Annotated in this window: 22 protein-coding genes; 6 read left to right on the forward strand and 16 right to left on the reverse strand. The window is 67.0% G+C overall.

Going from position 1 to position 22,291, the window contains the following annotated elements:
* Positions 1 to 77 precede the first annotated feature (77 nt).
* The 12 genes from AC3WPZ_RS16330 to gspG form a co-directional block, all read right to left on the reverse strand.
* On the reverse strand, positions 78 to 977 hold the full coding sequence (locus AC3WPZ_RS16330) for a 5'-nucleotidase (RefSeq protein WP_382323263.1): 900 nt from the start codon (positions 975 to 977) through the stop codon (positions 78 to 80).
* A 2-nt stretch (positions 978 to 979) separates the two neighbouring features.
* Positions 980 to 2,209 carry a type II secretion system inner membrane protein GspF gene (gspF, locus tag AC3WPZ_RS16335; protein WP_382161664.1) on the reverse strand — a complete coding sequence of 410 codons (1,230 nt, stop codon included), beginning with the start codon at positions 2,207 to 2,209 and terminating at the stop codon, positions 980 to 982.
* A 160-nt stretch (positions 2,210 to 2,369) separates the two neighbouring features.
* The gene (gene gspE / locus AC3WPZ_RS16340) at positions 2,370 to 3,812 is read right to left on the reverse strand and encodes a type II secretion system ATPase GspE (RefSeq protein WP_382323264.1); all 1,443 of its coding nucleotides are present in this window, start codon (positions 3,810 to 3,812) and stop codon (positions 2,370 to 2,372) included.
* A gap of 10 nt (positions 3,813 to 3,822) precedes the next feature.
* Complete coding sequence (gene gspD / locus AC3WPZ_RS16345) at positions 3,823 to 6,021, reverse strand: type II secretion system secretin GspD (RefSeq protein ID WP_492440555.1); 2,199 nt, start codon at positions 6,019 to 6,021, stop codon at positions 3,823 to 3,825.
* Positions 6,022 to 6,066: 45 nt separating this feature from the next.
* The gene (gene gspN / locus AC3WPZ_RS16350) at positions 6,067 to 6,861 is read right to left on the reverse strand and encodes a type II secretion system protein N (RefSeq protein ID WP_492440558.1); all 795 of its coding nucleotides are present in this window, start codon (positions 6,859 to 6,861) and stop codon (positions 6,067 to 6,069) included.
* Positions 6,858 to 7,394, reverse strand: coding sequence for a type II secretion system protein M (locus AC3WPZ_RS16355; RefSeq protein WP_444688475.1), 537 nt, complete (start codon positions 7,392 to 7,394; stop codon positions 6,858 to 6,860). Before AC3WPZ_RS16355 ends, gspN begins: the two co-directional genes overlap by 4 nt.
* A 2-nt stretch (positions 7,395 to 7,396) precedes the next feature.
* A complete protein-coding gene (gspL, locus tag AC3WPZ_RS16360) occupies positions 7,397 to 8,704 on the reverse strand; it encodes a type II secretion system protein GspL (RefSeq protein WP_382323266.1) in 1,308 nt (435 codons plus the stop codon).
* Between the two features lie 103 nt (positions 8,705 to 8,807).
* A complete protein-coding gene (gene gspK / locus AC3WPZ_RS16365) occupies positions 8,808 to 9,785 on the reverse strand; it encodes a type II secretion system minor pseudopilin GspK (protein ID WP_444688474.1) in 978 nt (325 codons plus the stop codon).
* Positions 9,785 to 10,519, reverse strand: a complete 735-nt coding sequence (locus AC3WPZ_RS16370) for a PulJ/GspJ family protein (protein ID WP_382323268.1) — start codon at positions 10,517 to 10,519, stop codon at positions 9,785 to 9,787. The genes gspK and AC3WPZ_RS16370 overlap by 1 nt, the downstream gene beginning before the upstream one ends.
* Positions 10,520 to 10,521: 2 nt before the next feature.
* Complete coding sequence (gspI, locus tag AC3WPZ_RS16375) at positions 10,522 to 10,890, reverse strand: type II secretion system minor pseudopilin GspI (protein ID WP_382161641.1); 369 nt, start codon at positions 10,888 to 10,890, stop codon at positions 10,522 to 10,524.
* A complete protein-coding gene (locus AC3WPZ_RS16380; RefSeq protein ID WP_492440560.1) occupies positions 10,887 to 11,339 on the reverse strand; it encodes a prepilin-type N-terminal cleavage/methylation domain-containing protein in 453 nt (150 codons plus the stop codon). The genes gspI and AC3WPZ_RS16380 overlap by 4 nt, the downstream gene beginning before the upstream one ends.
* 121 nt (positions 11,340 to 11,460) lie before the next feature.
* Positions 11,461 to 11,922 carry a type II secretion system major pseudopilin GspG gene (gene gspG / locus AC3WPZ_RS16385; protein WP_488929251.1) on the reverse strand — a complete coding sequence of 154 codons (462 nt, stop codon included), beginning with the start codon at positions 11,920 to 11,922 and terminating at the stop codon, positions 11,461 to 11,463.
* Between the two features lie 92 nt (positions 11,923 to 12,014).
* Between gspG and AC3WPZ_RS16390 the strand changes: the two genes are divergently transcribed.
* The gene (locus AC3WPZ_RS16390) at positions 12,015 to 12,521 is read left to right on the forward strand and encodes a type II secretion system protein N (RefSeq protein WP_492440562.1); all 507 of its coding nucleotides are present in this window, start codon (positions 12,015 to 12,017) and stop codon (positions 12,519 to 12,521) included.
* An 8-nt stretch (positions 12,522 to 12,529) separates the two neighbouring features.
* Here the strand turns inward: AC3WPZ_RS16390 and AC3WPZ_RS16395 are convergent, their stop codons facing one another.
* Complete coding sequence (locus tag AC3WPZ_RS16395) at positions 12,530 to 13,627, reverse strand: nicotinate-nucleotide--dimethylbenzimidazole phosphoribosyltransferase (protein WP_492432906.1); 1,098 nt, start codon at positions 13,625 to 13,627, stop codon at positions 12,530 to 12,532.
* A gap of 9 nt (positions 13,628 to 13,636) precedes the next feature.
* The gene (gene ilvA, locus AC3WPZ_RS16400; protein ID WP_492440564.1) at positions 13,637 to 15,241 is read right to left on the reverse strand and encodes a threonine ammonia-lyase, biosynthetic; all 1,605 of its coding nucleotides are present in this window, start codon (positions 15,239 to 15,241) and stop codon (positions 13,637 to 13,639) included.
* Between the two features lie 220 nt (positions 15,242 to 15,461).
* On the opposite strand from ilvA, the gene AC3WPZ_RS16405 reads away from it, so the two are divergent.
* On the forward strand, positions 15,462 to 15,911 hold the full coding sequence (locus AC3WPZ_RS16405; RefSeq protein WP_444688470.1) for an OsmC family protein: 450 nt from the start codon (positions 15,462 to 15,464) through the stop codon (positions 15,909 to 15,911).
* 21 nt (positions 15,912 to 15,932) lie between these two features.
* Here AC3WPZ_RS16405 and coq7 read toward each other — a convergent pair whose 3' ends face one another.
* Complete coding sequence (gene coq7, locus AC3WPZ_RS16410; RefSeq protein WP_492440566.1) at positions 15,933 to 16,595, reverse strand: 2-polyprenyl-3-methyl-6-methoxy-1,4-benzoquinone monooxygenase; 663 nt, start codon at positions 16,593 to 16,595, stop codon at positions 15,933 to 15,935.
* 316 nt (positions 16,596 to 16,911) lie between these two features.
* On the opposite strand from coq7, the gene AC3WPZ_RS16415 reads away from it, so the two are divergent.
* Both AC3WPZ_RS16415 and AC3WPZ_RS16420 read left to right on the forward strand, forming a co-directional pair.
* Positions 16,912 to 17,937 (forward strand): porin, encoded by a 1,026-nt coding sequence (locus AC3WPZ_RS16415; protein WP_382161627.1) that lies wholly within the window; start codon positions 16,912 to 16,914, stop codon positions 17,935 to 17,937.
* Between the two features lie 261 nt (positions 17,938 to 18,198).
* Positions 18,199 to 19,197 (forward strand): porin, encoded by a 999-nt coding sequence (locus AC3WPZ_RS16420; protein ID WP_492440568.1) that lies wholly within the window; start codon positions 18,199 to 18,201, stop codon positions 19,195 to 19,197.
* Between the two features lie 76 nt (positions 19,198 to 19,273).
* On the opposite strand, the gene AC3WPZ_RS16425 is transcribed toward AC3WPZ_RS16420, so the two are convergent.
* On the reverse strand, positions 19,274 to 19,588 hold the full coding sequence (locus AC3WPZ_RS16425; protein WP_492440570.1) for a ComEA family DNA-binding protein: 315 nt from the start codon (positions 19,586 to 19,588) through the stop codon (positions 19,274 to 19,276).
* 367 nt (positions 19,589 to 19,955) lie between these two features.
* Between AC3WPZ_RS16425 and AC3WPZ_RS16430 the strand changes: the two genes are divergently transcribed.
* On the forward strand, positions 19,956 to 20,612 hold the full coding sequence (locus AC3WPZ_RS16430; RefSeq protein ID WP_492440572.1) for a DUF3047 domain-containing protein: 657 nt from the start codon (positions 19,956 to 19,958) through the stop codon (positions 20,610 to 20,612).
* Positions 20,613 to 20,708: 96 nt separating this feature from the next.
* A complete protein-coding gene (locus AC3WPZ_RS16435; protein ID WP_492440574.1) occupies positions 20,709 to 22,280 on the forward strand; it encodes an ABC transporter substrate-binding protein in 1,572 nt (523 codons plus the stop codon).
* Positions 22,281 to 22,291: the final 11 nt, after the last annotated feature.

Genomic DNA, 22,291 nt, shown 5'->3' on the forward strand with positions numbered 1-22,291 from the left:
TCTCGCCAAGGCTCATTTGTTTCATGTCGTCAATGTCTCACATCACGCAGGCACAGCGGAGGTTGTGCAGACCTTCCTTAGGCGCCGTTGCTGACCCCGCTGGCCACATGCCCGGCAGGCACGTGCAGCGCGGCCGACTCGATGTGGCCGGTCTGGTCGTCGAAGAAGAAATCGGGCTCGAACTCGCGCAGGAACTCGCCCTTGGGCAGGCCGCCGAGGAACATGGCTTCATCGACCTCGATGTTCCAGTTCATCAGAGTGCGGATCGCGCGCTCGTGCGCCGGGGCGCTGCGCGCGGTGACCAGCGCGGTGCGCACGCGCATCATCGGCGTGCCCTCGCTCTGCAGGCGGTGCAGGGCTTCGAGCAGCGGCTTGAAGGGGCCGCCGGCCAGCGGCAGCGCGGCCTTGCTGGCCTCGTGTTCCTGGAAGGCCGAGAGCCCTTGCGCCTGGTAGACGCGCTCGGCCTCGTCGGAGAACAGCACGGCGTCGCCGTCGAAGGCGATGCGCACCTCGTTCGGGTGCTCGCTGCTGGCGTGCACCGACTGGGGGTAGACCTGCGCGGCGGGCACGCCGGCCTCGAGCGCGGCGCGCACGTCGGCCAGGTGGGTGGAGAGGAACAGGTTGGCGCGCAGCGGGCGCAGGTAGCGCCAGGGCGGCTGGCCGCGCGTGAAGCTGCCGCGCTGGATCGGCAGGCCGTAGTGTTGGGCGGAGCGGAACACGCGCATGCCCGAGACCGGGTCGTTGCGCGAGAGGATCACCACCTCCACCCGCTGCGCCTGCGCGTCGTTGAAGGCGAGCAGCTTGTGCACCAGCGAGAAGGCCACGCCGGGTGCGGCCGGCTGGTCCAGCCGGTCGAGCTGCAGCTTCATGTAGGCGCGGTCGTCGCCGGTTTCGAAGAGGCGGTTTTCTTCCTCGAAGTCGAACAGGGCGCGGGAAGAGATGGCAACGACGAGCTTGCCTTCGAGGGAAACGCCCATGGTCAGGTGACGAGTTGGTTGAGCTGGATGATCGGCATCAGCACCGCGAGCACGATCAGCATCACGACCAGGCCCATGCCCACGATCAGCAGGGGCTCCAGGATGGTGGCCATGTGCATGGCGCGGCGCTGCACCTCGTCGCCGAGCTGCTTGGCCGCGCGGTCGAGCATGGCGGGCAGCTGGCCGGTCTGTTCGCCCAGCCGGGCGAACATGGACACCAGCGGCGGAAAGCGCTTCTTGCTGCCCAGGGCCGAGGCCAGGGGCGCGCCTTCGCGCACCAGCACCACGGTGTCGAGCGCGTCGGCGCGCATGGCCTGGTTGGAGAGGGTTTCGGCGGCGGTCTGCAGGGCGCGCAGGATGGGCACGCCGGCCGCCGCCAGCATGGCCAGCGTGGCCGAGAAGCGGGCCGCGTTGTAGCCGCGCGCCAGGCGGCCCACCAGCGGCAGGCGCAGCCAGGCGGCGTCCATGCGCAGGCGGATGGCTTCGTTGCGGCGCGCGAACACGACACCACCGATGCCCAGCGCCAGCAGGGCCAGCATGAACCAGCCGTAGGAACGCACGAAGTCGCTCAGGCCGAGCATGACCACGGTGAGGAAGGGCAGGGCGCGCTTGCTGCCGGCGAACACGTTGGCCACCTGCGGCACCACGTAGGAGACGAGGAACACCACGATCACGATCGCCACCAGCGTGACGATGGCCGGGTAGAGCGAGGCCGCGACGATCTTGTTCTTGAGGGCTTCGCGCGCCTCCAGGTCGTCGGCCAGGCGTTCGAGCACGGTGCCGAGCAGGCCGCTCTGTTCGCCCGCGGCGATCACGCCGGTGTAGATGGGGGAGAACTCGCGCGGGTGTTGCGAGAGCGCGCGGGCGAAGGTGGAGCCGCCGTTGACCTCGGAACGCAGCGAGGCCATGAGGTTGCGCTGTTTTTCGTCTTCGGACTCTTCGGTCAGGGCCGAGAGCGCGCGTTCCAGCGGCAGGCCGGCGGCCACCAGGCCGGCGAGCTGGCGCGTCCAGACCGCGAGGGCGGTGGCGCTGAAGGCGCGACCGCCCCAGAGCGTGATGTTGAGGCCCTTCGCGGCCGAAGTGCCCTGCGAGCCCGCGGCGGGTTCGACCAGCAGCGGCACCAGAGCGCGCGCGCGCAACATGCTACGCGCGGCGCGCGCGGTGTCGGCGTCGATCAGGCCTTTCTGCGTGGCGCCCTGGGCGTCCAGGGCTTCGAAGGTGTAGGCGGGCATCAGCAGGAACTCCCCCCTGCGCCGCTGGCGCGGCCTCCCCCCTCGCTGACGCGCCTTCGGCGCTGGGAGGGGGGACGCACCCTTGGGCCGGCAGAGCCGGACCCTCCGGCGTCCTGCACGAGACACGTCTTGCCGGGGAGATCGCGTGGGCGATTCATATTCAATCTCGGGTGACCGACATCACTTCTTCCGGCGAGGTGATGCCCGAATCGATCAGGCGCTGGCCGTCGGCGCGCATGGAGCGCAGGCCGGCGTCTTCGGCCGCCACATACACCTTGCTCTCGGCGGCGCGGTTGTGGATCAGCGCGCGGATCGTGTCGTCGGCCACCATCAGTTCGTAGATGCCGGTGCGGCCCTTGTAGCCGGTGTGGTTGCACTGCTCGCAACCCACCGGGTGCCAATGGCCCTTGTCGTCGGCGCGGCGGCAGTGCGGGCAGAGCTTGCGCACCAGGCGCTGCGCGAGCACGCCCAGCAGCGAGGAGCTCAGCAGGAAGGGCTCCACGCCCATGTCGGTCAGGCGGGTGACGGCGCTGGGCGCGTCGTTGGTGTGCAGCGTGGCGAGCACGAGGTGGCCGGTGAGCGAGGCCTGGATGGCGATCTGCGCGGTCTCGAAGTCGCGGATCTCACCGATCATGATCACGTCCGGGTCCTGGCGGAGGATGGCGCGCAAGGCCTTGGCGAAGGTCAGTTCGATGCGGGCATTGACCTGCGTCTGTCCCACGCCGGGCAGTTCGTATTCGATCGGGTCTTCCACCGTCATGATGTTCTGGGCGTTGGCGTCCAGGCGCTGCAGCGCGGCGTACAGCGTGGTGGTCTTGCCCGAGCCGGTCGGGCCGGTGACGAGGATGATGCCGTGCGGCTGGCCGATGAGCTTGCGGAAGGCGTTGAGCACATCGCCCTGCATGCCCACGGCTTCCAGGCTGAGCTTGCTCTCGCTCTTGTCCAGCAGGCGCAGCACGGCGCGTTCGCCGTGGGCACTGGGCAGGGTGGAGACGCGCACGTCCACCGCGCGGGTGCCGATGCGCAGCGAGATGCGGCCGTCCTGCGGCAGGCGCTTCTCGGAGATGTCGAGTTCGGCCATGATCTTCAGGCGCGAGATCAGCGCCGCGTGCAGCGCGCGGTTGGGCTGCACGACTTCGCGCAGCGAGCCGTCGACGCGGAAGCGCACGCTGGAATGCCGTTCGTAGGGTTCGATGTGGATGTCGCTCGCGCCGTCGCGCGCGGCCTGCGTGAGCAGGGCGTTGAGCATGCGGATGATGGGCGCGTCGTCGGCGGTCTCCAGCAAGTCCTCGATCGCCGGCAGCTCCTGCATCATGCGGCTGAGGTCGGCGTCGCTCTGCACCTCGCTGACCACGGCGGCGGCGCTGGACTCGCCCTGGGCGTAGGCCGCGCTGATGCGCTGCTTGAGCGTCTCGCCGCTTTCCCAGCGGATGTCGTTGACCGGGTGCACGCGCAGGATTTCCGTCAGCGCCGAGAGGCGACGCGTCTGCGCGCCGGAATCGGTGGCGGGCGTGCTGCTGCCCAGCAGGGTCAGCGTGGCGCCGTCGTCCTCGATGAGCCAGTGGTGCTCGCGGGCGAAGGCGTAGGGCAGCGGGTACTTCACGGCCGCCGCCTCACTGCCGGGGCGCCGTGTTCTGCGGCGCCGGGTTCACCGGGGGCGTCGTTTGCGGGTCGGCCAGCGAGCGCACTGGCGCCGTGCCGTCCGGCGAGGGCGCGCGTGGCGGCAGTTGCGGTGGCATGACCGGCGCCTCGTTCACGCCCAGTACGCTGCTCTGCCGGGGTTGGGCGTCCTTCTGCACCGAGCGCATGAGTTCGTAGCGGTCGAGTGCCAGGCTGCTGGTTTCGCGCCCGTCGCGCATCACCACGGGGCGCAGGAACACCATCAGGTTGGTCTTCTTGCGCGAGCGGGTTTCGCTGCGGAACAGGTTGCCGAAGATGGGCACGTCGCCCAGGCCGGGCACCTTCTCCTGGTTGCCGGCGTACTCGTCCTGCAGCAGGCCGCCCAGCACCACGACCGCGCCGTCCTCGACCAGCACGGTCGATTCGATGGTGCGCTTGTTGGTGATCAGGCCGGTGGTGGAGTTGACCGAAGAGGGCACGACGTTGCTGACCTCCTGGTAGATGGTCATCTTGATGGTGCCGTTCTCGCTGATCTGTGGCTTCACGCGCAGCGTGAGGCCCACGTCCTTGCGCTCGATGGTCTGGAACGGGTTGACCGAGCCTTCGTTGCTGCCGGTGTTGGTGAACTGGCCGGTGACGAAGGGCACGTTCTGGCCGATCACGATCTTGGCTTCTTCGTTGTCCAGCGTGAGCAGGTTGGGGGTGGAGAGCACGTTGCCTTCGCCGTTTTCCTGCAGGAAGCGCGCGAGGAAGCCCAGCACGTACACGCCGTTGGTGCGGCGCGCCAGGCCCAGGTTCATGCCGGGGGATGGCGTGGCGTTGCCCTGGGCCAGCTCCAGGATGTTGCGGCCACCAGTGCCGAAGTTGGTGCCCAGCAGACCGATCACGCGGTCGCCCGAGCTGCCGAGCGCGCCTTGCCACTGGATGCCGAACTCGGCCGCCTTCTCGGCGTTCACTTCGGCGATCAGGCTTTCCACGTAGACCTGGGCGCGGCGCGAGTCGAGCTGGTCGATCACGGCGCGCAATTGGCGGTACTGCGGTTCGGGCGCGGTGATGATGAGCGAGTTGGTGGCCGGGTCGGCCTGGATCTGGCCGCCGGTCGACGGCGAGCCGCTGGGCGTGACGGCGGCGGTGGCCGCGTTGTTGTTGTTCGCGCCTGCGGTGCCGGTGGGCGTGAGGGCCGCGCGGTTGAGCGGGGACGTCGCACCACCGCCCAGGGAACCGCCGCTCAGCCCACCGGAGGACTCACCCGCCAGCGCGGCGCGCAGGGTGGTGGCCAGCGAGGTGGCGTCGGCGTTCTTCAGGTAGACGACGTGGATGTTGCCGCTGAGCTTGTCGGACGAAGGCTGGTCCAGCCGGGCCACCAGCGAGCGCACCAGGGCCAGGCGGGCGGGGTTGGCCGCGCGCAGCACCAGGCTGTTGCTGCGCGGTTCGGCCACCAATGTGGTCTTGTACGACTGGTCGGCCTGCGCACCACCGCCGGCGGTGGCGGGGTCGATCAGCCGGGTGACGAGCGCGGCCATGTCGGCCGCCACGGCGTGCTGCAGCGGGATGATCTCCACGTCGGTCGCGCCCGCGACGTCGAGCGAGGCGATGATGCGGCCGATGCGCTGCAGGTTGTCCGCGTAGTCGGTGATGACCAGCGAGTTGTTGCCGGGGTTGACGTTGATGGTGTTGTTCGGGCCGATCAGCGGGCGCAGCACCGGCACGAGGTTGTTGGCCGATTCGTGGTTGAGCCGGAAGATCTGCGTGACCACGGTGTTGGAGGCGGGCAGGGCCGACACCGAACCGGCGCTCACCACGTTGCCCTGCAGCTTGGCGTCGGCCTCGGGCACGATCTTGTAGAGGCCGCCGGTGTCCACCAGCGAGAAGCCCTGCAGCCGCAGCACGGCGGCGAACTGGTTGAGCGCCGCGGTGGGGGTGACGGGCCGCTCGGTGACGAGGTTGACGGTGCCCTTCACGCGCGGATCGACCACCACGTTGCGGCCCGTGATGGTGGCCATGGTGCGCGCCACCGCTTCGATTTCGGCGGCGACGAAGTTGAGGGTCACGGGCTCGTTCGCCGCGGCCGGCGCGCGCGCCGTCTGCGAGATGCCGTTGCCCGACAGCAGGCACAGGACCAGTGCCAGCGCCGTGAGCGCACCGCCGTGGGCTGCACGGCCCGGGGCGACACGGAGTGGGTTCGGTTTCATGGTCGGATCGTATCTTGAAGTGTGGAGAAGGGGCGCGCTCAGTTGTCAGCCAATGTTGAGCAGCGAGCGTGGGCCTTGGCGGCGGCCCATGATGTTGAGCAGGTTGCCCAGGGCGGCTTCGGCTTCGGGCGCGGCCTCGGCCACGCCTTCGAAGCGCAGCCGGCCACCGACCCAGCGGCCCGCGCCCTGCAGCTTGAGCGCGCCGCTGAGGGTTTCCAGGTTCAGCGTGGTGGTGTTGCCGTCGGCGTCGGCGCGCAGGGTCATGCGGTAGCTGCCCAGCGGGCGCAGGGTGGACAGGCGCGAGGCCAGGTCGAGCGCGTCGATGGCGGCCTCGCCCTGCATGCTGGCGCGGCCTTCGTCCCAGCGCAGGGTGAGACCGGCGGTCTGCAGGGCCAGTTGGCCTTCCACGCGCAAGGTGTTCCAGGGCGTGCCCAGGCCGCTGAGCAGTTCGGCCGGCCACAGGCTGGTGGAGCTGGCCACGCGCAGTTCGCCGCCGCCCAGGCGGGGAATGAAGGTCATCGCCAGGGGCTCGGGGGTGCAGCAGGGGGCCATCAGGCGCAGCGCCATCGCGGGCGATCCCGAGGCCAGGCGCGGCGCGAGCTGCCATTGCAGGCCCTGGGGCAGCGCGGTCTGGGTGCGGCTGCCTTCGCCGCCGGTCAGCACCAGATCGGCCTGGCCGTTCCAGACCGTGCCGCGGGCATTGACCAGTTGCAGCTGGCCCTGGGTGGCCGACGTCACGCCGCTGGCGAGCCAGCGCGCGGGCGCGAACACGATGACGGCGAACAGCAGGCCGAGCAGGCCACCGATCCAGGCCAGGCGGATGGGCCAGTTGCCGTTCATGGCGTGCCACCCAGGCCGGGGCCGGTCAGGACCAGGGTGCCGCTCCAGCCGGGGCTGCCGGGTTCGCGGTGGATCTGGCTGTCCACCGGCAGCAGACGGGCGTTGATGCGCACCTGGGCCAGCCACTGGGCCAGGGCCTCGGGCGGGGTGTTGCGCAGGGTCAGCGTGGCGCGCTCACCCAGCACCGAAAGCTGGCCGGTGCCGGACAGGCCGTTGGTGGCGGTCTCGACGGCGCGCAACACCTCGTCGCGGCCGGGGGGTTGAGCGGTGTTCTGGCTGCGCAGGGTTTCGGCGGTGGCGGCCATGCGCTGCATCTGCCCGAGCTGGGCATCCAGCCGGGCGTGGCGCGCGGGGGCCTGGCGCAGCGTGTCCAGGGCGGGCGCGATGGCCACCCACCACACCAGACCCAGGCCGATCACCCAGGCGGCGATGGTCACGGCGTTGCGCTCGCGGGACGAGAGGCGGGCCAGCGCCACCGAGAGGGCCAGGGTGAGCCTGGCGATGGGGGAGGGGGAGGAAGAGGCGGTGGCCATGGTCAGGGTTCCGGCGGGCGCAGGGCCAGCTCATTGCCATCGAAACGCACCCGCCAGCCGCTGTTCTGCAGCGACTGTTGCAGGGCGCGCAATTGGTCCTGGGTGGCGCGCCAGCCCGCGAAGCGCCCTTCGCCCGTGCTGTAGGCGATGGTGGAGGGCAGCAGGGCTTCGCCGGCCGAGGCCTGGTCGATCGCCGCGAGCAGGGTTTCCAGGTCGCCTTCGGACAGGGCGCCGGTGGCCTGTTGCAGGCGGGCCACTTCGCGTTGCATCTGCACCGGGGCGTCGAGCACCAGCGTCACTTGCGGGAAGCTTTTCTGCAGGGTCTGCACCACGGCCTTCTGTTTGGCTTCCAGGCCGCTGCGCTCGTGCCAGGCGGCGGCGTTCAGGCCCACCAGTTGCACGCCCACCAGCGCCGCCAGGCCCCAGCGCGCGGGTCGCCAGGCCGGGGCGTTGCGCCATTGCCGGAAGCTGCGCTTGAGCCGTTGGCCGCGCCGCGCGCCCGCCGAGAGGCTGAGGTCGAACTGTGCGAGGTTCCAGTCGGACTGGGCGCAGCGCAGCAACCACGCGGGCAGGGCGACGAGCTCAAAACGCTGCTGCAGCACCTGCTCGGCCTGCCCGGCCACGGTGGGGTCGGCCAGCCAGACGTCGTATTCACCGGGCTCGCCTGGCGCGTCGCTGGCGGGTGGCATGAGCGCGGTGACCACCATGTCGCCCGCGGTGCCATGGCCCAGGGGAGTTTCTCGCAGCGGTGTGCAGCTCACGCCGAGCAGGCCGGCGCTGCCCAGCCAGATCTCGCCGTTCTCGTTGTAGGCCCAGTGGACGTTGGAGGGCACGTCCAGCGCGAAACTGCGCGAGGAGCCCGGCGTGGCGCCGGGGGTTTCGGAGGGCACCAGCGGCCACAGGGCCGGCGCGATGCGCCCGGCCGGGCGGGCCGCTCCCTCCAGGATCTGCAGCCAGCCGCGCAGCCAGACCTTGTGGCAGGCGGCGACCCACACCGTCTGGCCCGAACGGCCACCGGGCTCCAGGGCGAAGTGCAGGTCGGCTGTGTCGGCCAGCAGGCGGTCTTCCAGCAAGCCTTCGAGCGCGGCCCGCAGGCGCGCGGTGGCGACCTTGGGCAGGGCGACCCGGTGCCAGGAGACGGCGCGCGGCGGCAGCACGAGCACCACGTCGTCGTCCCGCGGCAGCAACGCGGCCGCGCACTGACCGTGGTCGGTGATCTGCTGGCCATTGCTGGACGTGGCCCAGTCGAAAAGGGCCGTGGGTCCCGCAGGGGGCGCAGCGGAGAAGTCCGAGGGAGTGACGATCAGCACGGTGATGCGGTCATGCGAAGGTGTTACAGGGCGGCGAGCCCCTCATTCTAGAGACCCTGGGTGACTCTCAGGGGCCTGATGTGCACCGGGAAAACACGCCGTCTCAGCGCCGGGCAAAGCGTTCGCGCCAGTTCACGCGCACATCGAGGTTGTTGCGCACGACGAGAGAGCGCTCTTCGATGATGGTGTCGTCGAGCCTCAGGCGCCCGCGCACCTCGAAGTGGTTGCTGCGCACACCGTGGTACAGATCAGACAGTTGGCCCGTCATGGCGGGCACCACGGCGCTGGCGTCGGCCAGGCTTTTGAACGGTTCGCGCTCGCGGGCGCTGGTGATCTGCCGGGCCTGGGCCATGTCCAGGCCCGGCACACTGGCGCAGATGGCCTGTGCGCTGGCGGTGTTGAGGTTGAGCGTGGAGCGGGTGGGCAGCACGGTGACGTGGGGTTCGAGCACGGCTAGGCTGTTGCGGCTGATGCCGAGCCAGGCCAGTTGCGCGTATTTCCGGGGCAGCAGGGCGGTGCGCGAGGGCAGGGGGTCGCTCAGCGCCAGGCTCATGGAGGTGCGCAGCTCGTTGGCGGCGGCGTTGAGTTCCGAGACCGGCAGCCCGAGTTGTTCGTAGAGTTTGGCGAAGCTGCGCATGTCGGCTTCGGAGAGTTCCACCTTGGCCTGGGCGCCCGCGCCGACGGTGCGCACCACGTTCAGGAAGTTCATGCGCGACTGCATGTCGATCACTTCGCCCGAGAGAAAGGCCTCCAGCATGCCGTCGGTGTTGTTGTTCTTGTCGGCGGCGAGAAAGCTGGAGAGGCGCGCCTCCTCCAGCGGCATGGCCCAGGGTTCGCCCAGGTGGTCGGCGTTGCCGCTGCTCTGGTTGTCGCGCGCGTCCTCGCGCAGGATCAGGCGCGCCCAATCGAGCGCACCGGTCAACACCCAGCCGGCCTGCACGCGGCGCCGCTCGGCCTGCTCGACCTCGGCCGAGCGCCACTGCTGCCACAACGCGGCCGAGGCCAGGGTGGCCACCAGCGTGACGACGAGCATGGCGAGCAGCAGCGCTGCGCCTTGCTGGTGTCGCCGCAGGGTCTTCATCAGCGCCCCGCTTCCAGAGTGGGGCGGACCCAGTCGCGCACCAGGCTGCCGCTGAGGCCTTCGCCGGTGCCGAGCACGAGTTCCAGGCGCACGCCGTTGGGCAGGCTGCCGGTGCGCGCGCCCTCGGGGCCGCCCACGGGCTCTTCATTGCCCGTGGACGACTGCGGGTTGCCCCAGGTTTCACCCCGGTGGTAGAAGAGCTGCCAGTTGTCGATGCCGAGCAGGGCGATGGCGCTGTCGGAACTGGCGTTGCCCGCCTGGGAGGGCAGGGCGCCGCGGCCCCATTCGCCGGCCCGTTGCCAGGCGCGCGCCAGTTCGTCGCGCCGCAACAAGGGGCCGGACTGCCAGCGCACCCATTGGCCGCTGGCGTTGATGCTTGATGAAATCTGCGGCAGGCCGGCCAGCGCCACGCCGGTCAGGCGCGCCCAGGCCACGACGCGGATGCCGCGGCTGTCCAGGCCGGTTTCGCCACTGTCGCGCCGCGTCATGCGCAACACCTGGCCGTTGAAGTCGAGCGCGTTGACTTCGCCGGTGTCGATCAGGGCGTCCAGGTCGGCGGCCCACTGGCCCATGGCCGCCTGCATGCGCAGCAAATCGTCGGCGCGTTGCTGGGTGATGTTCTGGGTGCGCGTCATGCCGTCCAGCGAGCGCCAGCTCAGCAGCGCGAGCATGGACATCACGACGATGGCAACCAGCAGTTCGACGAGGGTGAAACCGCGCGCGTGTTTCATCATGCTCAATACCGGCCCATCACGGTGGAGAGGCTGAGCAGGCGCACGTTCACCCCATCCACGGCGGCTTCGACGACCGTGTCCACGCGCCGGAAGTTCGGGTTGGGCGTGGGCAGCACCGACAAGCGCACGCGCATCTCGCGCCCCGCCTGCGTGCACACGGTGTCGGTGTCGCCGGTGCCGGGCAACTGGCGTTGCAGGCGCAAGCGGGTGAGTTCGTTCTCGGCGCACAGCTGGGCCAGCCATTGGTCGCTCTGCCGGCCCGAGGCCCGGGTGAGGGCGCCGGTGGCCTGCAGCCCGGCGGCCAGGGTGATGGCGACCACCGCGAGGGCGACGAGCACCTCGATCAGTGTGAAGCCGCGCGGGCGCGTCATGGTGTGGCGGCCAGCACGGTGAAGGGCGAAAGGCCGTCGGTGCCCAGGGTGATGCGCCGGTCCCCCTGGACCAGCATCACCCGCTGTGCGGCGATCAGCGGTTCAGGCCCGAGCACCAGGGTTTGCGCGCCCGGCGGTTGCAGCACCTGGGCCTGGGTGTCCTGGTTGAGCCAAGGGCGCGGCCCGGTGAGCGAGCCGGTGCCCGCCTGGGTGGGCAGGCCGAGGAATTCGAAGCCTTGCGGCAGGCTGCGCCAGACCACCGGCAGCCCGCTGGTGCGCGACTGGGCACGCGCGGACTCCAGCATGGCCGTCAGCCGCAGGCCCTCGCGCTCCAGGCGGGTGGCGCCGTCGTCGCGCAAGGCCACGCTCACACCGGCGGTGGCGAAGGCCACGATCACCAGCACCACCATGAGTTCGAGCAGGGTGAAGCCGTGTGCCTTGCTGGCCATGATCAGGGAAACCGCGTTGCCGGAAGGCCGATGGTGGCCGCCGCGCAGGGCCACCCCAAGCAAGGCCAGCCCCCTTGGGGGGCGGCGACCCGCGCGGCGGCGGAGCGTGGGGGCTTGTTTTTCACTGCCAACTGCCGATGTCGGCGTCCTTGCCCTCGCCACCCGCCTGGCCGTCGGCACCGAGCGACAGCACGTCCACCTCGCCCCTCAGGCCCGGGTTGATGTACTGGTAGGGGCGGCCCCAGGGGTCGCCGGGCAGCTTGTCGAGGTAGGGGCGCCAGTTCGGCGGCACGGGGCCGGCGGTCGGTTTGGCCACCAGGGCGTTCAGGCCTTGTTCGTTCGTCGGGTAGCGCTGGTTGTCCAGCCGGTACAGTTTGAGCGCCTGCATCAGGTTGTTGACGTCGGTCTTGGCGGCGGTCACGCGCGCATCGTCGGCACGGTCCAGCACGTTGGGCACGATCAGCGCCGCGAGCACACCGATGATGACCAGCACCACCATGAGCTCGATGAGCGTGAAGCCGCGTTGCAGGGTGCGGGCCAGGCGGGCCGCGAAGGCCGGCGTGCGCAGGGTGGGGGTGGTCAGGTGTGGCAAATCAATCTCCCGCGAACAAGGGCCTGTGGACCGGCCCGATGGCCAGGCCGGAAACCGGTGGTCGTCGATCATAATGCGCCCATATGAACAAGGCACCCGCGTTCGGCCATTCCGGCTTCCTCATGGAAAGCCCAGCCGCCCTGCAGACCGCAGGACGGCGAGGGCCGACCATCGCCGCAGGCCTCCTGTGGCTGGCGGCGGGCCTGAGCGCGGGTTACTGGGTGTTGCTGGCCTGGGGCCGGTCGCCGGTGACGCCGGTGTCGGCCATGGCACCGGCGCAGGTGGCGGCCGATACGGCTTCCGTGGCCCGCTCGCTGGGTGCCTTGCCCGCTGCCGCGTCCACGGGTGCGGTGGCCAGCGCAGCGCCGCCCCGGTACAACTTGCTGGGGGTGGTCGCGGTCGGTACCCGGGATGGTGCCGCGCTGATCGCGGTGGATGGCCAGCCACCACGGCCTTACCGCCTAGGGGCGTCGCTGGAGGGTGGGCTGGTGCTGCAATCCGTCTCGCGCCGCGCTGTGCACCTGGGGCCTTCGCTGGAAGCCCCGGCCTCGGTGGAGCTGACCCTGCCCGAGACCGCCACGCCGCCCTGAATCCGGGCTCAGCGTTCGAGCAAGCCCTGGGCGGCGAGCAGCAGGGGCCACGCCAGCAGTGCGCCGGTGCCCTGGCCCATGCGCATGCCCATGTCCAGCAGAGGCTGGGCCTGCAGATGGATCAGCATCAGGCGGTGCCCGCTTTCGGCCGAGCGGTGGCCGAACACCAGGTAGTCGGCCACGGCTGGCACCAGGCCCCGCGCCACCAGGGCGGCCGCGCTCGCCACGTACCCATCCACCAGCACCACCCGCCGCTCGGCGGCCGCCTGCAACATGGCGCCGGCCATCATGGCGATCTCGAACCCACCGAGCGCGGCCAGCGCGTCCAGCGGCCCCAGTGCCTTGCGGTGCCGGCTGGCGGCGGCCGAGAGTTTTTCGATGCGCTGGGGATGCGGGTCGTCGTGGGGGCCCGCGCCGTGGAAGTCGTCGCGTCCGCAGGCGTCGGACAGCGGCACGCCACACAGCCGGGAGAGCAGCAGGGAGGCGGCGACGTTGTTGGCCACGCCCACGTCACCCAGGGCAATCACGTTGCCGGGGAGGTGGCGCACCACGTCCATGCCCGCGTGCAGGGCCGACACGGCCTGCGCCTGTGACATGGCCGGGCCGATCATCAGGTTGCGGGTGCCATAGCCGATCTTGCGCAGCAGCAGCGGTGCCTTGCGCCGGGCATCGTCGGGCAGGGTGATGTGGGAGGCCACGCCGGCGTCGACCACCGTGAGGTCGAAGCCATGCATCTGGGCCAGGGCATTGACCGGTGCGGCGCCGAGCAGCAGTTGCAGCACGTGCTCGCAGGTCATGGACTGCGGCAATTCCGACATGCCCTCGTCGGCAATGCCGTGGTCGGCCGCGAACACGACCAGTTGAGGGGAGTCGAAAACCAGCAGGTCAAAGGGCAGGGGGCTGCCGTGTTGGATGCGCGCCAGCTGCAGCACCAGGGCTTCCATGCGGCCGAGCGAGTGCTCCGGCATGCCTTCGGGCGCCAGGCGCAGCATCACCGAGTGATCCAGCAGCGTGTCCGTCGTGGCCGCGATGTGGGGCAGCTTCAGGTTCGCGGGCAACTCGGGTGCCCGTCGGGTGATCGGTTCGAAGACGGGGTCGAGGGCCATGGCGGGTGGTCAGCTTTTGAGGAACAGACGGTACACCGGATTGCTGGTTTCCTCCACGTACGGATAACCCAACGTGTCGAGAAACTTGTCGAACGCCTTGTGGTCCTTTGCAGGCACCTGAAGCCCGACCAGGATGCGGCCGTAGTCGGCGCCCTGGTTGCGGTAGTGGAACAGGCTGATGTTCCAGCCCGGGCGCATCAGACTCAGGAATTTGAGCAGCGCACCTGGCCGCTCCGGGAACACGAAGCGCAGCAGGCGCTCGTCGTGCGCCAGGGGCGAATGCCCACCCACCATGTGCCGGATGTGCTCCTTGGCCAGTTCGTCGTGCGTGAGGTCCAGGGTCTCGAAACCGTGCCTGATCAGGTTGGCCGCGATCTTGCCGGACTCGCCCTTGCCATGGGTGGTCAGGCCCACGAACACATGGGCCGCGCTGCCGTCGTGGATGCGGTAGTTGAACTCGGTCACGTTGCGCGGTCCGCCTGGCAGCTTTTCGATCGCTTCGCAGAAGCGGCGGAAGCTGCCACGCTCCTCGGGGATGGTGACGGCAAACAGCGCCTCACGCTCCTCGCCCACTTCGGCGCGCTCGGCCACGAAGCGCAGCCGGTCGAAGTTCATGTTGGCGCCGCACAGGATGGCGGCATAGGTTTCGCCGCGGGTCTTGTGCTGGGCCACGTATTGCTTGATGGCCGCCACCGCCAGCGCCCCCGAGGGCTCGACGATGCTGCGCGTGTCCACGAACACGTCCTTGATCGCGGCGCACACCGCGTCCGTGTCCACGGTGATGTAGCCGTCGACCAGATCGCGCGCGATGCGGAAGGTCTCCTCGCCGACCAGCTTGACCGCCGTGCCGTCGGCGAACAGGCCCACATCCGCCAGTGTGACCCGTTCACCACCCTCGACCGAGCGCAGCATCGCGTCCGAGTCGATGGTCTGCACGCCGATCACCTTGATTTCGGGGCGCACGGCCTTGATGTAATTGGCCACGCCCGAGATGAGGCCACCACCGCCGATCGCCACGAACACGGCATCCAGGTGGTCCGAGCCCAGGCTCTGGAGCTGGCGCAGGATCTCCATGGCGATCGTTCCCTGGCCCGCGATCACGTCAGGATCGTCGAAGGGATGCACGAAAGTGAGTCCCTGCTTCTTCTGAAGGGTAAGGGAATGGGTATAGGCGTCGGAGTAGCTGTCGCCATGCAGGACCACTTCACCACCAAAACCACGGACCGCGTCGATCTTGACCTGGGGCGTGGTGGTCGGCATCACGATCACCGCGCGCGTGCCGAGTTTGCGCGCGCCCAGCGCCACCCCCTGGGCATGGTTGCCCGCCGAGGCACAGATGACACCCTTTTTCAACTGCTCTGGCGAGAGGTGCGCCATCTTGTTGTAGGCGCCCCGCAACTTGAAGCTGAACACGGGCTGCTGGTCTTCCCGCTTGAGCAGCACGGTGTTGTGCAGCCGCCGGCTCAGGTTGGTTGCCGGCTCCAGCGCGGATTCCACCGCGACGTCATACACCCGGGCATTCAGGATTTTTTTCAGGTAGTCCGCCGGCCCCATGGTGGTGGTCGACGAGGCTTTTGGGGTGTTGTTGTGTTGTTTGGGGCGGGCTGGCGGCATGGTGTTCCTCGCCGCACATCATATCGGGGGCGAAAAAAAGCCCGGGCTGGCAGAACCAGACCGGGCTTGAATCCACCCGTGGAGGGTAGAGGAGACAACCGTAAATACAATGACGCCAGTATAACGCTCGCATGCTGCATTGCAACATCGCCAATCAGATTTCTATGATTTTTAGAGCGCTCACCCCAATACCTTTGGTTATTTAACGACAGGACACCTTATGGAATGCACCGTCACCTGGACCGGCGCCGCCGGTACCCGCTCCAACATGGGCTTTGTGGCCGAGACCGGCAGTGGCCACGTGATCGCCATGGATGGCGCCCCGGATGAAGCGAAGCCGGAAAACGGGGGCGCCAACCTGGCGGCCCGCCCGATGGAAACGGTGCTGGCCGGCACGGGCGGATGCACCGCCTACGACGTGGTCCTGATCCTTAAAAGAGGCCGCCACGACGTGCGCGGTTGCAGCGTGAAGCTGGTGACCGAGCGCGCGCCTGTCGATCCCAAGGTGTTCACCAAGATCCACATGCATTTCACGGTGACCGGGAAAGGCATTCCGGCCGTGGCGGTGGAGCGCGCCATTGCCATGAGCCACGACAAATACTGCTCGGCCAGCATCATGCTGGGCAAGACCGCTGAGATCACGACCAGCTTTGATCTGCTGGAGGCTTGAGCGTCGGCGCTTGTGCACTGCTCAGATGCGGTGTGCCACGGTGGTCATGACCTTGGCCGCCATGCGCATCAGTCCTTTGACCGGGGCGGGAAGCTCCACCGCGCCAGCCTGCTGAGCCTCACAGGCGTGTCGGGCTTCGTCGTCCTTCATTTGCGCGACGATGGCTCTGGAGGCTTGGTCCTTCGCGGGCAGGCGGTCCATGTGGCTCGCCAGATGGGCTTCCACCTGGCGCTCGGTTTCGACCACGAAACCCAGACTCACACCCGGCCCCACGCGTCCGGCGATCAAGCCCAGGCCAAAGGCCCCTGCATACCAGAGCGGGTTGAGCAGCGAGGGTCGGGCGCCCAGCTCGTCCAGGCGTGCCTGGGTCCATGCGAGGTGGTCCGTCTCTTCACGCCCTGCGGCTTCCAGTTGCAGGGCGAGTGCCTCATTGGGCACGGCGCCGGTAGCCCGGGGCCAGCGCGCCGCCAAGGCCTGCGCTGTGTACAGCGCCTGGGCACAAACCTCGCCGACATGGTTCACCCGCATCAGGGCGCCAGAGAGCTGGCGCTCTTCCGGGCCGAGTTCCGCGTCCGATGCCCGTTCGGGCAAGGTTGGGCACTCGCGCGTGCCCCTCGGTGAAACGAACAGGGTCCTCAGGGCCGAGTCGGCGGCGTTCAGCAAGGCATCGGTGGTGTTGGGCATGGTGTGGACAGAAGGAATCGCCAGGACACATGCTGCCATGGATTGCTCCTCGATGATTTTGGCGATCGGCCGCCTGTGCCGGTTTCCTGGGCTGAACGCCACGAGCCACGGATCATGATTTGCCGGCCTAACCATATGCGGGTATCTACTAACAACGTGGCACATGTGCAACGGATGCACCGCCATGAGGCGAGAAAAGCCCTCACCACCATGGCGCCATCGGAAACTTTCTGATGCAATTAGCGAAGCTTCCTGGATGGAGGTTGGCTCGGTGGCAAAGACCCCCGGCCCTTATTAACCCTTGGAGAACCCTTCAATGAAAAAGACCCTGATCGCTCTGGCCGCCGTGGCTGCCACCGGCGCCGCTTTCGCACAGTCGACCGTGACCCTGTCGGGCACCGTTGACGTTGGCCTCGAGAAGCGTTTCTCTGGCGACGCCCTGCGCATGACCGCCAACCGCAACGGCACCAGCAACTGGACCCTGGCCGGCACCGAAGACCTCGGCGGCGGCCTGAAGGCTGTGTTCCAAGTGTCGACCTCGTTCAACAGCGACACCGGCACCGTGTCTTCCGTCGATGGCCTGGGCAACAACGGCATGTTCGTTGGCCTGACCGGCGGCTTCGGTACCCTGCGCGCTGGCCGTCCGGTCAACACGCTGTACGCCAACGTCCTGCTGGCCAACGGCACCAAGGGTGTTTCCGTGCATGACGCCAACTCGGTTCTCGGTGGCAATGCTGCCGGCGGTATCGGCGCAACTGGCAAGACGTCCAATGCTTCGAGCTCGGTGTACGTGCCCAATGCTGTGCAGTACCACTCGCCCCGTTTCGGTGGCGTCCAGGTGCAGCTGGAATACGCTCCTTCCGAATCCACTCTTGCTGGCAACAAGGCCGGCAGGGGCGTGGGTGTCCGCTATGACGGCGGTCCTCTGAGCGCGACGTTTGTTAACTACAGGGGTGCTGTTGCTAGTACCGCTGCTGCCAACGGTCTCACGGCTGTGAATCAGTTCGCTGTGTCCTATGACTTCAGCGTCGTCAAGGTGCTGTTCACCATCCGTGACCAAGGTGGTGTGTCTTCCGATGCCGACAACTCCTGGGCGCTGGGTCTGACCGCTCCTGTCGGTCCTGGCCTGATCTACGCCTCGTTCAACAGCAACGAGCAAGTGGGTGACGATGGCCGCACCATCATCGCTGGCTACAAGTACTTCCTGAGCAAGCGCACCCAGGCCTACGTGAACGTTGCACGCCGCAACGCCGCTTGGGTCCCGGCTACGGTGACGGCCGCTGGCGGCAATGGCGCCAAGTCCAGCACCGGCTTCGGTTTCGGTCTGCAACACAACTTCTGATCGCCTCGCTGGCTTCAAGCCAGCTTGTTCAGATGTTTGAAAGCCACCTGTCTTCGGACAGGTGGCTTTTTTTGTTGGTTGTGGTTGAAAGTCACTGGGGGCCGTCACCCTTGCGCTGTTGCACCGAGGCAACAAAACGGACCGAATTTGAACCGTTTTTCAGGGCTTACCCTAGGGACGAGGAGCTTTCCTCCTAACATGCACCAGTCAGTTTTCTAACTTTGTGGTGGTCCTCACCGCAATATTTTTAAGGAAGTAACCATGAAAAAATCATTGATCGCCCTGGCAGTTCTCGGCTCCGTGGCTGGTGTGGCCCAAGCCCAATCCAGCGTGACCATGTACGGTCTGGTGGACGTGTGGGCTGGCCGCGTGAAGAATGAAGTCGGTGGCGTCTCCACCTCCACCACGGTTCTGGATTCGGCCGGCCTGGCCACCAGCCGTTGGGGCGTGCAGGGTTCGGAAGACCTGGGCGGCGGCTTGAAGGCCATCTTCAAGCTGGAGCAAGGCTTCGATGCTTCCAACGGCACCGCCACCACCGGCACCGCTTTCAACCGCCAATCGTGGGTCGGTCTGGAAGGTGGCTTCGGTACCGCCCAGTTCGGTAACGTGTGGTCGGCTTTTGACGATGTGTTCTACATCGGCAACTCCGTGTTCGACGCTGTCTCTTTCTCGCCTGCTTACCGTGTTCTGAGCGTTGGTCAGTACAACGACAAGCCCCGCAACGCACTGCGCTACACCACGCCCAACTTCGGCGGCTTCAGCGGCACCGTGTCGCATGGCCTGGACGAGAACGCAGCTGTCAAGCGCGACCAGACCGACTTCAACCTGCAGTACGCAGCTGGTCCTCTGACGGCCGCATTTGCCTACCAAGTGCAAAACGACGCTGCTGGCGTTGATGCCGATGCCAAGTTCACCTACTTCACCGCCGCTTACGACCTGGGCGTTGCAGTGCTGAAGGGCGGCGTGGGCACCACCCGCAATGTGACCACCCGCGGTGTTTTTGCCACGAAGACCAACGACTGGCAAATCGGTGCCGATTTCCCGCTGTCGTCCGCGCTGACCCTGTCGGCCGGTTACGCTGCTTCCAAGAACAAGGATGGCTCTGACGTCAAGCGCAACGGCGTGTCCGTTGGTGCTCTGTATGCTCTGTCCAAGCGCACCTCGACCTACGCCGCCTTCACGAAGGTCAAGCAAGAGGCCGGCGCTACGACCACCGACCGCGACACCGTGTTCGGCGCTGGCATTCAGCACAAGTTCTGATCTCCGTTCTTCGGAACACCGATCAGCCAAAAGCCACCCGGCATGCCGGGTGGCTTTTTTTTGGCTTGCTGCGAGATTACTTTGCTGGGGCCGCAGACTTCTTGTCCGCAGGCGCGGTCGCTGCGGGTTTGAAGCCGTCTCCGTTGACGGTCAGCCCTTCCGACGACAGCTTGGCGGCGCGTTTGTCGCCAATGCCGGGTACTCTCTGAATCAGGTCACTCCAGTTTTTGAAAGGAGCGGCCTTGCGCGCTTCCAGGATCTTGGCCGATGTGCTTGGTCCGATGCCTTTGATGCTGTCGAGGTCGGCCACGGTGGCGGTGTTGATGTCCACTGCAGCGAAACTGGCGGCGGCGAGAAGGGCCAGCAGACTGGTCAGAATTTTCTTGAACATGGATTCCTTTCCATTGAAATGTTGATGACATGCCATGGATGGGGCTGGCAAAGATGCGTCTCCCCAATTCATAACCCGAAGCCACCTATGGCTTCGGGTTATGAATTTATTTCTAAAGTTTGATTTTTTGAAGAAAAATCTCATTTTTTTAATTCTTAAAAACTCTTTTATGCATGTTTGCAACATGAAGGTGCCTGTTCGAGCGCCAAAAAGAAGTGGATTGGTTTTGCTGGCGTCCCTTGTTTGCGTGGGATGGTTCGCGTTGGTGCTGGCAGGGTGTGCGGGATCACCTGCGGTGTCGGACGACCTCGCTGAGGATGGTCCACCTTCTCGCCCCCAAAGAATGCCCAATGGAGCCAGCCCGGCCGTGCTGAAAGCCGCCCACCAGCTGTTTTCCACCCCGGCGACGGAGGTGCCCTGGGAGCCGTTCTTCTTCCCCGGCAAGCGGTACCTGGCGTTCGAGCCGGTTCAGGCCGCGGGGCGCCCGGCACTGCAGGTGCGTGCGAAGAGCTCCGTCAGCATTCTGCGGCAGCGGTTCGTGCCTTCGCTGGAATCCGTGGGGCGTCTGTCTTTTTCATGGCGGGTCGATGGTTTGCCCACGGATGCCGATCTGGCCGTGTCCAGTCAGGCGGACTCGGCGGTGCGGGTGGTCCTCGCCTTCGATGGTGATCGCGCGCGCTGGACGGCCAGAAACCATCGCCTTTCGGAGATGAGTCGCTTGCTGACGGGCGAAGAGATGCCCTATGCCTCCTTGGTCTACGTCTGGAGCGCCAAGCACGAACCGGGCACCGTTGTGGTGAACCCCCGCACGGACCGCATCCGAAAACTGGTGGTGGACAGCGATGTGGCCAACTTGGGGCAGTGGCGCGATCATGTGCGCGACGTGCGCGCCGACTTCCGTCTGGCGTTTGGCGAGGAACCGGGACCCTTGCGCCTGGTGGCGCTGATGACGGACACCGACAACACGGAGAGCCAACTCACGGCCTGGTATGGCGCGCTGAGGCTGGAACGCGCCTCAGATTGACGCCAGGGCGTCTGTCCGTTCGGGTTACTCCGGTGCATTGGCCGGGAACGTTTGTTGCATAGTGGCGGGATGTCCACTTTATTTAGGTGTCAACAAATGAAGCTCCCACTTGCAGTCCTGTTCGCCGCGATGGCCGTTGGTGCCGGCGGTGCTCACGCCAAAACTTTCAAATGGACGAGCGCCAGTGACATTCCCACGTGGGACATCCATTCCCAGAACAACGCCCTGGCCAACGGCATCCATGCGTCGGTGTATGAGTCGCTGGTTTACTACAACAGCAAGACCTTCAAGCCAGAGCCCGTTCTGGCGACGGCCTGGAAGCAGATGACGCCCACGCAGTTGCGCATGAACCTGCGCACGGGGGTCAAGTTCCACGATGGCTCGACGTTCTCGGCGGACGACGCGGTGTTCTCGATCGAACGGGCAATGACCAAGACATCGAACTTCGGCATCTATGCGCAAGGCATCGACCGGGTGGTGAAGGTGGACGCCAACACCATCGACATCTTCACGAAGGACCCCAACCCGGTGTTGCTGAACCAGCTCACCGAGTTGCGCATGATGAGCAAGGCCTGGGCGGAAAAGAACAACTCGACCATGCCCAAGGACATCAAGACGCAGGACGAGAACTTCGCCCATCGCAACGCCAATGGCACGGGCCCCTTCGTGCTGAAGGAGTGGCAGCCGGACCAGAAGTTGGTCGTCACGCGCAACCCGAATTGGTGGGGCAAGTCGGAAGGCAACGTGACCGAAGTGGTCTACACGCCCGTCAAAGCGGTGGCCACGCGCATGGCGGCGCTGCTTTCAGGTGAGGTGGATCTGGTGCTCGACCCCAGCCCGCAGGATCTGGCGCGCGTGCGTGGCGACCAGAACCTCAAGGTGATCGATGGCGTGGAAAACCGGACCATCTTCTTCGGCATGGACCAGTTTCGCGATGAACTGCCGGGCAGCAACATCAAGGGCAAGAACCCCTTGAAGGACCAGCGGGTCCGCAAGGCGTTGTACCAGGCCATCGACATGAACACGATCGCGCGTGTGAGCCTGCGTGGTCTGGGACAGCCCACTGGCGCCCTGGTGGCCCCGCAGGTCAATGGTTGGACGGAGGCGGTTCACAAGCGGCATCCTTTCGACGTGGCGGCAGCCCAGAAGCTGCTGGCCGATGCGGGCTACAAGGATGGCTTTGAAGTCGACTTCGCCTGCCCCAACAACCGCTACATCAACGACGAGCAGATCTGCCAGGCCGTGACGTCCATGTGGGCGCGCATCGGTGTGAAGGCCAAGCTGCGCACCTTGCCGCTGGTGACCTACTTCCCGATGATCCAGCGCTACGAAGCCAGCATCTACATGCTGGGTTGGGGTGTGCCCACCTTTGACGCGCTCTACAGTCTGCAGTCCCTGGTGCGTTCGGTCGGGGCGGGTGGCGATGGCAACTACAACGTGGGCCGCTACAGCAACCCGCAGATGGACGCGCTGGTGGAGCGCACCAAAAAGGAAACGGATCTCAAGCTGCGCACGGAACTGCTGACCAAGGCCTTGGCGCTGCAGAACGAGGACGTGGCCCACATTCCCCTGCACAACCAGATCATTCCCTGGGCCATGAAGAAGAATGTCGACGTGGTGCACCGGGCGGACAACCGCCTGGACTGGCGTCTCATCAAGGTAAACTGATTTCACAGCGT

The sequence above is a fragment of the Hydrogenophaga sp. FW305-3-2-15-A-LB1 genome, assembly GCF_058787875.1.

Bases quoted from the DNA above. Each gene is read 5' to 3' on its own strand.
- AC3WPZ_RS16330 (WP_382323263.1), bottom strand. From the start codon at position 977: ATGGGCGTTTCCCTCGAAGGCAAGCTCGTCGTTGCCATCTCTTCCCGC.
- gspF (WP_382161664.1), bottom strand. From the start codon at position 2,209: ATGCCCGCCTACACCTTCGAAGCCCTGGACGCCCAGGGCGCCACGCAG.
- gspD (WP_492440555.1), bottom strand. From the start codon at position 6,021: ATGAAACCGAACCCACTCCGTGTCGCCCCGGGCCGTGCAGCCCACGGC.
- gspN (WP_492440558.1), bottom strand. From the start codon at position 6,861: ATGAACGGCAACTGGCCCATCCGCCTGGCCTGGATCGGTGGCCTGCTC.
- AC3WPZ_RS16355 (WP_444688475.1), bottom strand. From the start codon at position 7,394: ATGGCCACCGCCTCTTCCTCCCCCTCCCCCATCGCCAGGCTCACCCTG.
- gspK (WP_444688474.1), bottom strand. From the start codon at position 9,785: ATGAAGACCCTGCGGCGACACCAGCAAGGCGCAGCGCTGCTGCTCGCC.
- AC3WPZ_RS16370 (WP_382323268.1), bottom strand. From the start codon at position 10,519: ATGATGAAACACGCGCGCGGTTTCACCCTCGTCGAACTGCTGGTTGCC.
- gspI (WP_382161641.1), bottom strand. From the start codon at position 10,890: ATGACGCGCCCGCGCGGCTTCACACTGATCGAGGTGCTCGTCGCCCTC.
- AC3WPZ_RS16380 (WP_492440560.1), bottom strand. From the start codon at position 11,339: ATGGCCAGCAAGGCACACGGCTTCACCCTGCTCGAACTCATGGTGGTG.
- AC3WPZ_RS16390 (WP_492440562.1), top strand. From the start codon at position 12,015: ATGAACAAGGCACCCGCGTTCGGCCATTCCGGCTTCCTCATGGAAAGC.
- AC3WPZ_RS16395 (WP_492432906.1), bottom strand. From the start codon at position 13,627: ATGGCCCTCGACCCCGTCTTCGAACCGATCACCCGACGGGCACCCGAG.
- ilvA (WP_492440564.1), bottom strand. From the start codon at position 15,241: ATGCCGCCAGCCCGCCCCAAACAACACAACAACACCCCAAAAGCCTCG.
- AC3WPZ_RS16405 (WP_444688470.1), top strand. From the start codon at position 15,462: ATGGAATGCACCGTCACCTGGACCGGCGCCGCCGGTACCCGCTCCAAC.
- coq7 (WP_492440566.1), bottom strand. From the start codon at position 16,595: ATGCCCAACACCACCGATGCCTTGCTGAACGCCGCCGACTCGGCCCTG.
- AC3WPZ_RS16415 (WP_382161627.1), top strand. From the start codon at position 16,912: ATGAAAAAGACCCTGATCGCTCTGGCCGCCGTGGCTGCCACCGGCGCC.
- AC3WPZ_RS16420 (WP_492440568.1), top strand. From the start codon at position 18,199: ATGAAAAAATCATTGATCGCCCTGGCAGTTCTCGGCTCCGTGGCTGGT.
- AC3WPZ_RS16425 (WP_492440570.1), bottom strand. From the start codon at position 19,588: ATGTTCAAGAAAATTCTGACCAGTCTGCTGGCCCTTCTCGCCGCCGCC.
- AC3WPZ_RS16435 (WP_492440574.1), top strand. From the start codon at position 20,709: ATGAAGCTCCCACTTGCAGTCCTGTTCGCCGCGATGGCCGTTGGTGCC.